The organism is Pseudonocardia xishanensis (assembly GCF_039541715.1).
GTDB classification, from domain to species: Bacteria; Actinomycetota; Actinomycetes; order Mycobacteriales; family Pseudonocardiaceae; genus Pseudonocardia; species Pseudonocardia xishanensis.
Map to the genome: position 1 here is coordinate 147,118 of NZ_BAABGT010000099.1, position 11,935 is coordinate 159,052.

The following is an 11,935-nucleotide window of genomic DNA, read 5'->3' on the forward strand; positions in this document are numbered from 1 at the left end:
GAATCCTACCCAAGACCCTGGGTCAGATCTGGGCGGCCGTGCGGGCCCGGGTACTCCGCACCCGGGGCGCTTCGCGCACGCCGGCGGCCGCGAGCTCGCCGGCGATCCGCTCCCGGAGCTCTACCTTGCGGATCTTCGTGCCGGACATCGGCCACCCCTCGACGAACCGGACGTAGCGCGGCACCTTGAAGGTCGCGATGCGGTCGACGCAGTAGTCGATGAGCTCCTGCTCGGTCGCCTCGGCACCCGGGGCGAGCTCGACGTAGGCGACCGGCACCTCGCCGTAGTAGTCGTCCGGCGCCCCGACCACCGCGACGACGTTCACTGCCGGGTGCCGGAGCAGGTACGACTCGACGTCGACCGCAGACACGTTCTCCCCGCCCACCTTCAGCATGTCCTTGAGCCGACCCCGGAAGGTCAGCCGACCCGCGGCGTCGAGCGTGCCGCGGTCCCCGGAGTGGAACCATCCCTCGGTGTCGATCGCCGCGGCCGTCGCCTCGGAGTCCTCGTAGTAGCCGAGGAAGCGGGACGGGCCGCGGAACTGGATCTCCCCGGGCTCGTCCGGGCCGAGCACGCGTCCGGTCTCGGGGTCGACGACCCGGACCTCCATGTGCGGCAGCGGGAGGCCGCCTGTGGTCACCCGGACCTCCAGTGGGTCGTCGACCGCCGTCATGGACAGGTGCCCAGTGGCCTCGGTCATGCCGTAGTTCGCCACCTGGGAGACGTGCGGCAGCCGGGCCTGCAGCTTGCGCAGCAGGTCTTCGCTACCCGCGTTCATCACCACCCGCAGCCGGGACAGGTCGGTGCGGGCGAAGTCCGGGTGGTCGAGGACCCGCAGCCAGATCGTCTCGAAGGCCGGGATGCCGTGGGTGACGCGCTCTTCCTCCAGCATGCGAAGGGCTTGGCCCGGCTCGAAGGCCCCGGCGTGCACGAACTTCGCCCCCGCCGTGAAGCAGGCGGTCATCGTGGCGAGCCCCGCATTGTGGAACAGCGGTAGCGGGCACCAGAACGCGCAGTCCGGCTCGAGCAGATACCGGTGGCGCGCCAAGGACTCGGCCTGCACCAGCACTCCGCGGTGGCTGATCATGCAGGCCTTGGGATCTGCGGACGTCCCTGAGGTGTACATCAGATAGGCGACCTCGTCCGCACCCGCCTCGTCCCGCAACGGTCGGTCGAGTGCGCCACGTAGATCGACCGAGCTGCGGAAACCAGCGGGTGCACCGTCCCCCAGGACCACGACGCTCCGCAGCCGGGGAGCCTCCGCGCAGCTCAGCTCATTGGCCGCGGACGCGACCAGCGAGGGCAGCGCCGCGCGGACCTCCGCGGGTCGGTCGCTGTACGCGGTCGCCGGGATGGTCACCAGGGTGACCAGGTCGGCGTGCCGGGTGACGTAGCGCAGCTCCTCCGCGCGGAAGCGGTCGCTGATCGGCACCGCGACACCGCCCGCACGCATGCAGCCGACGATCAGCGCGATCATGTCGATCGAGGGCGGTACCCACAGCCCGACGTGGTCCCCCGCCCCGACCCCGGCCGCGGCCAGGACCCCGGCGAACTCGTCGGCCCGTGCGTCGAGCTCCGCGTAGGTGCAGCGCTCGTCCGGGAACACGACCTCGGCCGCGGGGAACCGCCGCGCGGACTGTCGCAGCAGGCCACCCAGCGAGGTCGGCGTGTCGGTGGTGCTCATGGTGGTCCTCCGTGACCGGACGTCAGCGTCCTTCGAACCGGGGTGGCCTGCGCTCCCGGAATGCCTGCATACCCTCGTGGAGGTCGTGGGACCGGACATAGCCCGCGAACGCGTCGAGCTCCAGCTTCAGCCCTTCGGCCGCAGGCACCGTCGACGCCTCCCTCGCCACCCGTTTCACCTCGGCCAGCGCAAGCGGGCTCATCGCCGCGAGCCGCTCGGCGAGCGCGGCGGCGCGATCGAGCAGGTCCGCCGCCGGGACCACGGTGTCGACCAGGCCCCACTCCCGGAAGCGCTCGGCGGGCTCGAGATCACCGGTGAGCAGCAGTCGCTGGGCGACGTTGCGCGGAACCTTGCGGGTCAGTCGGACGGCTCCACCGCCGCCGGGCAACACGCCGTAGCGGAGGTGGCCGTCGCCGATCCGGACGCCCTCGGCCGCGAGCACGATGTCGCAGCAGAGGATCAGCTCGAGCCCACCCGCCACCGCCGTGCCGTTGACGGCGGCGATCACCGGCCGCGGGGAGTCCTCGAGGCGGCGCAGGGTTTGCGCCGCCCGGTCGACGAACGCGACCAGCTCCTCCGGCCGCCCGCCCTCGAGGCGCTCCCGGAACTCGGCGAGATCCCCACCTGCGCTGAACGCGCGACCCGCCCCGGTCACGACCACGACCCGACACGCAGGGTCAGCATCGATGCGGTCGAGGGCCTCACCGAGGTCAGCGATCAACGCGTCTGAGAAGGCGTTGAGCTGCTCCGGTCGCTGCAGGGTCACCCAGGCGACGCTCCCCCGCCGCTCCAGGGACACCGACCGGTCCTCGTCGTTACTCACACGTTCTCCTTGTCGGACTGTCTGTTTGCTGGTGGTGGGAGTTCAGAACGGAGCGTCGAAGCTCGCGTCGAAGCGCGTGATCCGCCAGCTGCCGTCGCCGCCCCGACGGACCCGCGTGCGGTAGACCCCCGCGGTCACCGCGCGGAACCCGCCGTCCTGCGCGGCGGTCACGAAGATCATCGCGGTCACGGTGGCCTCGTCCGAGCCGGCATCGAGCCCGTCGACGACGGCGTTGGTCACGATGTGCCGCCGTTGGTCGGCCTGGGCGGGCCAGCCCGCGGTCAGCCAGGTCAGCACCGCCTCGCGGCCCTCACTCCTCCCGAGATCGCGATGGCCCCCGATCGTCGCGGTCCACACGGCGTCCGGGTCGAAGCAGTCCTCGAGCCGGTCACGGTCGTGCTCGTCGAAGGCCCACGCGAAGCGGTGCAACGTGTCGACGGCGGCCTGCCGCTCGGCGGCGACCTCGGGGCCGCCGGCAGGTCGTGGACCCGACGGCGTGACCCGTCCGGCGGCACGGACCCAGGCGGGCGCGGGGAACAAGGCGGTGGTGTCGGTCATGGGTGGCGCCTTCCGTGGTGTCGGCGGGTGGAGACGGCGACGGCCAGCAGGATCACGGCGCCCGGCAGCCAGAACTGCCAGTACTGCCCCAGTCCCAAGAAGCTCGTCGCGTTGGTGATGACAGCGAGCAGCAGCGCGCCGCACAGGGTGGCGGTGAACGACCCGCGCCCGCCGCTGACGGCGGCGCCCGCGATGATCACGGCGCTGATCGAGGTCAGGGTGGCGGAGCCGCCCTGGGTCGGGTCTCCCACTCCGATCTGGGCCGCTAGCAGGAACGCGCCGAGCAGGGTGCACACCGCGCAGCCGACATAGGCGCCGACGAGGACGACGGACGACCGCACGCCGATCCGGGTGGCTGCCGTCCGACCCGGTCCGACGGCTCGCAGCGCGGACCCGGCCCGCGTGCGGCGCAGCACGACATCGGCGGTGAGGGCGAGCACGACCACCGCGACGAAGGCGACCGGTACCCCTCCGACCGCCGCCTGCACCGCCTCGGCGAGGCCCGCGTCGATCGACCCGCCCGTCTGCGGACGGAGCAGCAGGGCCGTGCCCGTGGCGGCGATCGACACGGCGAGCGTCGCGACGATCGGGGGCAGCCCCCACACCGCGACCAGGAGCCCGTTCACCAGCCCCACCCCGGCGGCGACCGCCAGTGCGATCAGTATCCCGCCGAGCAGCCCCGAACCTTGGGCTAGAACGAAGGACATCACCACGACCAGCAGGCCCACGAGCGGCCCGACGGCCAGGTCGATGCCGCCGGTGAGGAGCACGACCAGCTGCCCGAGGGCGACGAACGTCAGTACCGCGACCGCGTAGAGCAGGAGCTCGACGTTCATCGGCCCCAGGAAGGCGGGGACGGCCACGGCCGTGGCCGCGGCGACCACCGCCGCCAGGACCAGGAGCACGGGCGCGGCGATCGCGTCCATCCGGCCCAACAGCCCGCGGCGGGAACCCGCTCCCGAGGTCGGCGCGGCGGCGTGCCGACCGGTGGCTCGCACGGCGACGCCGGTGATCCGGTCCTCGGTGAGGTCGTTCCCCTCGAGGACCTGCTCGACGCGGCCGCGGGAGAACACGGCGACCCGATCGCAGAGTCCGGCCAGCTCGGCCGCGTCGGCGGACAGGACGACGACGGGCCGGCCAGTGTCGGCGCGGTCCCGCAGCAGTCCGTAGATCTCGGCACGGGCGCCGACATCGACCCCGCGGGTCGGTTCGTCGCACAGCAGCAGGCTAGGCTCGGTCAGCAGGACCCGGCCCAGCACGACCTTCTGCTGGTTCCCGCCGGACAGGGTGAGGATCCCGGACTCGGGGGAGGCCGCCTTGATCGACGTCGCCGCCATCTCGCGGCGCACCGCGGTGAGCTCCCGCGCCCGACGGACGATGCCGCCCGACGCGAACCGCGACAGCACTCCCGCCGCGAGGTTCTCCCGCACCGAGAGGGCGCCTGCCACACCTTCGCGGAGCCGGTCGGCGGGGACGAACCCGATCCCCGCGGCCGCGGCGGCGCCTGGCGAGTCCGGCTGGACCGGCCGCCCGCCCAGGGAGATCGTGCCCGTCGTCGCGGGGCCGAGACCTGCGAGGGCGCGCAGGAACTCCCGCTGACCGTTGCCCTCGACCCCGGCCAGCCCGAGGATCTCCCCCTCGCGGACCGCGACCGTCACATCGGTGAACCCGGCGCCGCCGAGTTCGGCGACGGTGAGGGCCTGCGGTCCGGGCGCGGCCGTCCGGTCGGGGAAGACGGCCGTGAGCGAGCGACCCACGATCATCTGGACGACGGCGTTGTCGTCGATGCCCTCGGCGTCGCTCGTCCCGCGGATACGGCCGTCGCGCAGGGTCGTGATCCGGTCCGCGACCCGCCGGACCTCGGCGATGCGGTGCGAGATGTACACGACAGCGGTGCCGGTCGGCGTCAGACCCCGGATCAGCGCGAAGAGGCGCTCGACCTCGTCGGCTGTGAGCGACTCGGTGGGCTCGTCCAGGATCAGGACCCGGGGGTCCGCATCGAGCGCCTTCGCGATCTCCAGTAGCTGACGCGGCGCGGGCCCGAGCTCTGCGACCCGCACCCGCGGATCGAGCTTCAGGCCCACCCGGTCGAGCGCGGCGCGGACCCGGGTCCGCGCGTCGATCCGCCGGGCCCGCCGTCCGGCGGGCGCCGCGAGCAGCAGGTTCTCCGCGACGGTGAGATCCTCGACCAGCGCCGGATTCTGGTAGACCACGGCCACTCCGAGGGACCGTGCGGCCGCCGGCGTGGCGTGCGGTAGCAGCCGACCGCCGATCGACACCTCACCGGAGTCCGGCCGCACGCTGCCCGCCGCGATCCCGATCAGCGTGCTCTTGCCCGCGCCGTTCTCCCCCACCAGCGCGTGGACCTCGCCAGCGAGGACGGTCAGGTCGACCTCCTGCAGGGCGGTGACGGGGCCGTAGGTCTTGCAGACCCCCCGCAGCTCCAGGGCCGGTGCTCCGGGGGCGGCCTGCCGGACCTCGGCGGACTCCACCGCGCCGGTCACGGTGTTCCTCCGGCACGGGTGAGGGCCTTGAGCTGGTCGTCGGTCATCCGGTTCGACAGCAGTGCGCTCGGCGGCTGGGACGGATCGCACGCGGGCGGCTTGGTCGCATCGACGGAGTCCTCCACGAGCCGGTCCGGCACCAGGGCGGTCGGGCTCAGTAGGTCAGCCTCCGCGATCTCCACACCTGCCGCCTTCGCGATCGCGAGCTGGGCGGCGATCCGACCCACGAAGTTGCCCGCGGACACGGTGGCCAGCTGGAACCCCGGGTTCGCGGCGGCCAGCTGTTGGTGGTCGCACGAGAGCGCGTTGGCCTCCAGGCTCGCAATCGGGACGAGCGGCCGACCGGCCGCCTGGAAGGCCCGAATGATCCCGGTCGAGCTGACCCCCTCGTCGGAGAAGACACCCGCGATGTCGGGGTGCTGGGACAGCAGGCCCGCGGCGGCCTGCTGCGCCTTCGCGGGATCCCAGCCGCCCTCGATCCAGGTCGTCTCGCCGCTCACCAAGCTGACGTTCGGGAAGGCTCGGAGCCCTTCGACGATTCCGGCGACCTCCTGGGCGGAGGGTGAGTTGCCCGCCGGTCCGCCGATGAACGCGACCTTTCCGCCCTGCGGCAGCCGCCTGCCCATCCAGGTCGCCCACTCCCGGCCTGCCTCGCGATGGTCGATGTCGACGTAGGTGAGGTAGTCCTCGCCGGGCGTGCCACCAGGATCGGCGCCCCAGGGCACGATCGCGATGCCGCGCCGGTGGGCGCTGCGGATGCCGGGAAGCTCGGAGCCGGTGCCGCCGGCATCGGGGATGACGACGATCGCATTCGCGCCCTGTGCCACCATGCCCTGCAGGCCCGACACCGCCGCCTGGAGGTCGAACTGGGCGTTGACGGTGAGGACCTCGGTGACGTTGGGGCATTGCCGAACGGTCTTGAGGACCTCCTCGGCCGACGCCTTGGACCAGGCGTTCAGCCCGCCGCCATCCTGCATGCCGAACACGATGGGTGTGGTCCCGCACCAGGCGGGGCCCGGTCCGGCCGCGGGCGGAGCCGACCCGCCGGACGCACAGCTGGCGAGGGTGGCTGCGGACAGGACGGTGACGAGCGCGCCGACGACGCGGCGGGTGATACGGGGACGTGCGAGCACGGTGTCCTCCTTTGGACAGGCCGCTACTGCAGCTGAGGTCGTCTAAGACGTGCTCCGACGACCCGGGCGAGGGGAACGCGACCGCGCAGGCCGATGCCCAGCACGATCACGCCCGCCTGAATGAGGTACTGCACCGCGGTCGGTGCTCCGGTGCCGAGCACGACTTGGCCGAGCTGGGTGAGGAAGAGCGCCCCGGCCGCCGAGGCGACAACGCTCCCCCTGCCCCCGCCGAGCGCCGTGCCCCCGATCGCGACCGCGGCGATAGTGGACAGCAGGTAGTCGTCACCCTGGTAGACCCCGGGCCTGCCGAGGAAGCCCGCGAGCAGGACACCCGCCGCGCCGTAGGCGAGAGCGGCACACACATAGGTGCCCGCCTCGACCCGACGCACCGGCAGGCCCATCGCGTGGGCGGCCTCCCGGCCCGCGCCGACGACGGCGAACCGTCGTCCTGCAACGGTTCGGGAGACCGCCCACGCGGTCGCTCCGACGACCAGCACTGCCACCCACACCACGACCTGGACGCCCAGGACGCGGTGGCCGACGAAGGCGGTGAGGGCGGCGGGGGTGCTCGCCGACATGTTCCCCCCGGTCACGAACAACACCACACCGGTGAGCAGGGCGTTGACCGCGAGGGTGGCCACCAGCGGGTTGACCCCGAGCAGGGTGATCGCGATCCCGGTGACCGCGCCCGTCCCCGCGGCACAGCCGAGGGCGACCACGAGTGCGACCGGCAGGCCAGCGTCCGATCCACCGGACACCTGCACCACCAGAACACAGGTCAGCGAGACGACTCCGGCAGGTGAGAGGTCGATCCCGCCCTGCTGGACCACAAGAGTCTGCCCGATCGTGGCGACCGCAAGGATCGCCGCGAACGGGAGCATCGACTGCAGCGCCGCTCCCGTCACGCTGCCCGGAACCGCGACCGCCGACACCGCGAACAGCGCGGCGGTCAGCATCCACACCCCGGCGAACCGGGTGGGGATCCGGGCGACGAGTCCGGAGAGGCCGCCACTCACGACCGTCCCCGGGAGACGGTCATGCCCATGGCTGGAGCACGACCTTGCCCATCGACCGCCGCTCCTCGACGAGCCGGTGGGCCTGCGCGGCCTCGCTGAGCGGGAGGACGTGGTCCAGCTGCAGGCGCAGTTGCCCGTCGACGATGAGCTCGACGAGCTCGGCGACCGTCGATTTGATCAGCTCGGTGTTCGGGAAGTACTGATGCACCCCGAAGCCGACCATCGACCGGTTGTGGTTGAACAGCTCGCCGGAGTGCACGAGGCTCGGGACGTTGCTCGCCGACCCCAGGACCACGATCCGGCCGAAGGGTGCAAGGGTGCCCAGCGCGGTGAGCAGGGTGTCACCGCCGACGGACTCGACGACCACGTCGGTGCCGCGGCCCTCGGTGAGCCGCATGACCTCCTCGCCCCACCCCGGCTCGTTGTAGTTCACGCCGAGGTCGGCGCCCAGCGAGCGGGCCACCTCGATCTTGGCCTCGGTGCTCGCGGCGGCGATCACGCTGCCTGCACCCCAGATCCTGGCCAGCTGGACGGTCAGCACGCCGACCCCGCCCGCCGCTGCCTCGACCAGCACGGTCTCGCCCTTGGCGAGCCTGCCCGCCTCGCGTAGGGCCAGTGCCGCGGTGATGCCCTGCAGCCACAGTGTGGTCATCTGCACGGCGTCGATCCCCTCGGGGATCGGAATGATCTTGTCGGCCGGGACCACGGCGTACTGGGCGTAGGCCCCGGATCCGGAGTGGACGAACACCGGGGTGCCCTCCGCCGGGCCGTCCACATCCGGTCCGTGGCCTGCCACCACGCCCGCCATCTCGTAGCCGATCGTGAACGGGGTGGGGCTGGGCTCATGCATGGGGTCGCCGCGGCGCCGCATGATGTCGACGTAGTTGACCCCTGCGGCCTCGACCTTGAGCAGGATCTCCCCCGGCCCCGGGACGGGGTCCGGAACGTCCTCGTGGACGAGGACCTCGGGCGGGCCGGTCTCGTGGAAGCGGGCTGCCTTCATCGGATGCACCTCTCCTAGCGGATGTTGTTCTCGAGGGAGACGATGACCTTGCCGAACAGGTCGCCTGCGTCGAGATGGCGGAACGCGGCGGGGGCGTCGGCGAACTCGAACACCGAGTCGACTACCGGGGCGATCCCGCCGCGGGCGACGGCGGCGACGACCTCGACCAGGCCCGCCCGGTCCCCCACCCGCACCTGACGCAGGTGGGCACTGCTGCGGAACAGCTCGCCGAAGTCGATCGTCGTGGCTGACCCGTCGAGGAACCCGACGAGCGCGACTTCGGAGCCCGCCGCGATCGCCGTCAGCGACTGGGACAAGGTGCCCGGGCCGCCCACCTCGACGACCCGGTCCACCCCGGCGCCACCGGTCAGCTCGCGGGCCACCCGGCCCCAGTCCGGGGTGGCTCGGTAGTCGATCACGTGGTCGGCGCCGAGGTGCTTGAGCCGCTCGGCCTTCGCCGGTGACGACGTCGTGGCGACCACCTGCGCACCGCCCGCCTTCGCGAGCTGGACCGCGAACAGGGAGACACCGCCGCTGCCGAGGGTCAGGACGGTCTGCCCGGCTCGTACGGGATCGGGTCCGCCCAGGCATGTCCAGGCCGTCAGCGCCGCGCACGGCAGGGTGGCGCCGTCGGTGTAGGACACCGAGTCCGGGAGCGGGACGACCGATTCCGCGCTGACCGCCTTGTACTCGGTGAGCCACCCGTCGCGACCCCGTCCGTACTGGTCGAGGGCCAACGACGCAGGAGGCCTGCCGCCGAACCACCGCGGGTGGAACGCGCTGACGACCCGGTCACCGACGGCGAAGGGCGCCCCCTCCCCCACCTCGACGACCTCGCCCGCGGCGTCGCTGGTCGGAACCATTCCGGGATCGTGAGGCGCCGGGTGCCTGCCAGTAGGGATGGCGACGTCCCTGAAGTTCAGCGACACCGCCCGGACCCGCACCACCACCTCGCCCGGCCGTGCCGTGGGCTCGGGCTCGTCGTGCCGGTTCAGATGGTCGAACCCCCCGAACGCGTCGAAACGGTAGGTCCGCACTACGCGGCTCCGTTCTGCGCGGCCGCGCCGGCCAGGGGGCCGACCGACTCACCGGTGATGTAGCTGGTCCCGGGTCGGACGAAGAACAGCATCGCCCGGGCGCACTCGACCGGGTCCAGCCACGGCACGCCCATCGGGTTGAGGGCGAAGGCCTCGCGGATCTGCTCCTCGGACGGGTCCTCGACCCCGGGGACGAACACGCGCACGCTCTCGGCGTTGCGGATCATCGGCGTGTCCACCATCGTCGGGGCCAGGGCGTTCACCGTGATTCCGTCCCGCGCCAGTTCGAGGGCTGCGGACTTCACCAGGCCGAGCACGCCCCACTTCGAGGCCGAGTAGTGGCCCACGTTCTGCATCCCCATGTGCCCGACCGCCGACGACGTCGCGACGATCCGCCCGTAGCCCCGCGCCCGCATGTGCGGGATGACCGCGCGCATCGCGTGGAAGATGCCGGTGAGGTTGATCGCGATCGTCTCGTTCCAGGTCTCGGAGGACATCTCGCCGATGGTGCCGTACGTGAGGATCCCGGCCTGGGCGACCAGGATGTCCAGCCGCCCGTACTCGGCGACCGTGCGATCGGCGGCCCGGATCATGCCGTCGAGGTCGCGGACGTCGAGCACGTGCGCCGTGCACCGGCGGTCCAACGCCTCGACCATGCGGACCGTCTCCTCCAGGTCGGCGTGGCTCGCCATCGGATAGCGGGTGGTCGCGTTGTCCTTCACCGAGTCGACGAGGACGACGTCCGCGCCCTCCTCGGCCAGGGCCACCGCGTGCGCGCGCCCCTGTCCCCGTGCGCCCCCGGTGATGAGAGCGACCTGACCGTCGAGTGTGCCCATGACGTTGCCTCCTTGCGAACGTGGACTGGTGAACCGTCAGTCGACGAGCTCGAGAACCGTGGCGTTCGACAGCCCGCCGCCCTCGCACATGGCCTGCAGGCCGTAGCGGACGCCGCGCCGGCGCATCTCGTGCACCAGGGTGGTCATCAGGCGGGCGCCACTGGCGCCGACCGGGTGCCCGAGCCCGATCGCGCCGCCGTTGACGTTGACCCGCTCGGGGTCCGCGCCGGTCTCCGCCTGCCAGGCCAGCGGCACCGACGCGAAGGCCTCGCTGACCTCGAACAGCCCGATCTCGTCGATGCTCAGGCCCGCCCGCGCCAGGACCTTGTGGGTGGCGGGGATCAGCGCGGTCAGCCGGAAGACGGGGTCGTCCCCGGCGACCGCGGCACTGTGCACCCGGGCGATCGGGCGCAGCCCGTTGCGCTCGGCGTACTCGGCCGAGGTCAGCAGGATCGCGGCGCTCGCGTCGCTGATCTGACTGCTGCTGCCGGCCGTCAACCGCCAGTCCAGGTGCGGGTAGAGCTTCTCCGCCGCCGGGTCGCGGAACACCGTCTTGAGCCCGCCCATCGACTCGAGCGTGCCGCCCGGGCGGATCCCCTCGTCCCGGTCGAGCTCCGGCAGCGCCACGAGCTCGTCGGCGAACAGGCCCGCGTCGGTGGCCCGCTGGGCGTTCGCGTGGCTGCGCAGCGCGAACTCGTCCAGGCGGGTGCGCGAGAGGTCCCACTTCGCCGCGATCAGCTCGGCACCGACGCCCTGGTGCGGGATCCCGTCCGGGTACCGCGCGTCGTGCAGCGACCCGTAGACGTCCGTGCCCTCGGGGAAGTCCGAGCCCATCGGGACCCGGGACATCGACTCGACGCCGCAGGCGACGACCACGTCGTACGCACCGGCCGCGATGCCCTGGGCGGCGAAGTGCACCGCCTGCTGGCTGCTGCCGCACTGCCGGTCCACGGTCGTCGCGGGCACCGACTCGGGGAAGCCCGCGCCGAGGACCGCGGTCCGGCCGATGTTCACGGCCTGCTCGCCGATCTGGGTGACGCAGCCCGCGATCACGTCGTCGATCACCGCCGGGTCGATCCCGGTGCGCTCGACCAGCGCCGTGAGGCTGCGGGCGAGCAGGTCCGCCGGGTGGATCCCGGCCAGCGCGCCCGAGGCCCGCCCCTTCCCGATCGGGGTCCGTACGGCCTCGACGACGACGACGTCCCTCATGCTGCGCAGCTCCTCCGGCTCGATCACAGCCACCCGACGGCGTCGTGGATGGCTCTCGACGCCGCCGATATTTCTTGACCCAAAACCCAAAGTCAAGTCTTGTCACCGGAGTCCGGGTCCGCTTCGCTGTGC

At 72.4% G+C, this 11,935-nt stretch carries 10 protein-coding genes; all 10 read right to left on the minus strand.

Features of this window, described 5'->3' with window-relative positions:
- Positions 1-22: 22 nt before the first annotated feature.
- Genes ABD993_RS30375 through ABD993_RS30420 form a run of 10 tightly spaced genes read right to left on the minus strand, consistent with a single transcriptional unit; the run spans position 23 to position 11,803 of the window.
- Positions 23-1,684, minus strand: a complete 1,662-nt coding sequence (locus tag ABD993_RS30375) for an AMP-binding protein (RefSeq protein WP_345426097.1) — start codon at positions 1,682-1,684, stop codon at positions 23-25.
- Between the two features lie 22 nt (positions 1,685-1,706).
- On the minus strand, positions 1,707-2,507 hold the full coding sequence (locus tag ABD993_RS30380) for an enoyl-CoA hydratase/isomerase family protein (protein ID WP_345426099.1): 801 nt from the start codon (positions 2,505-2,507) through the stop codon (positions 1,707-1,709).
- Between the two features lie 42 nt (positions 2,508-2,549).
- The gene (locus ABD993_RS30385; RefSeq protein ID WP_345426101.1) at positions 2,550-3,065 is read right to left on the minus strand and encodes a nuclear transport factor 2 family protein; all 516 of its coding nucleotides are present in this window, start codon (positions 3,063-3,065) and stop codon (positions 2,550-2,552) included.
- On the minus strand, positions 3,062-5,569 hold the full coding sequence (locus ABD993_RS30390) for an ATP-binding cassette domain-containing protein (RefSeq protein WP_345426103.1): 2,508 nt from the start codon (positions 5,567-5,569) through the stop codon (positions 3,062-3,064). Before ABD993_RS30390 ends, ABD993_RS30385 begins: the two co-directional genes overlap by 4 nt.
- Positions 5,566-6,702, minus strand: coding sequence for a substrate-binding domain-containing protein (locus ABD993_RS30395; RefSeq protein ID WP_345426105.1), 1,137 nt, complete (start codon positions 6,700-6,702; stop codon positions 5,566-5,568). Before ABD993_RS30395 ends, ABD993_RS30390 begins: the two co-directional genes overlap by 4 nt.
- A 23-nt stretch (positions 6,703-6,725) precedes the next feature.
- Positions 6,726-7,718: an ABC transporter permease gene (locus ABD993_RS30400; protein WP_345426107.1), complete on the minus strand. Its 993-nt coding sequence runs from the start codon at positions 7,716-7,718 to the stop codon at positions 6,726-6,728.
- Positions 7,719-7,737: 19 nt separating this feature from the next.
- Positions 7,738-8,721 carry a quinone oxidoreductase family protein gene (locus tag ABD993_RS30405; RefSeq protein ID WP_345426109.1) on the minus strand — a complete coding sequence of 328 codons (984 nt, stop codon included), beginning with the start codon at positions 8,719-8,721 and terminating at the stop codon, positions 7,738-7,740.
- A gap of 14 nt (positions 8,722-8,735) precedes the next feature.
- Positions 8,736-9,758, minus strand: coding sequence for a zinc-dependent alcohol dehydrogenase family protein (locus tag ABD993_RS30410; RefSeq protein ID WP_345426111.1), 1,023 nt, complete (start codon positions 9,756-9,758; stop codon positions 8,736-8,738).
- Positions 9,758-10,594, minus strand: a complete 837-nt coding sequence (locus ABD993_RS30415) for a mycofactocin-coupled SDR family oxidoreductase (RefSeq protein WP_345426113.1) — start codon at positions 10,592-10,594, stop codon at positions 9,758-9,760. The genes ABD993_RS30410 and ABD993_RS30415 overlap by 1 nt, the downstream gene beginning before the upstream one ends.
- A gap of 36 nt (positions 10,595-10,630) precedes the next feature.
- The gene (locus ABD993_RS30420; RefSeq protein ID WP_345426114.1) at positions 10,631-11,803 is read right to left on the minus strand and encodes a thiolase family protein; all 1,173 of its coding nucleotides are present in this window, start codon (positions 11,801-11,803) and stop codon (positions 10,631-10,633) included.
- Positions 11,804-11,935 lie beyond the last annotated feature (132 nt).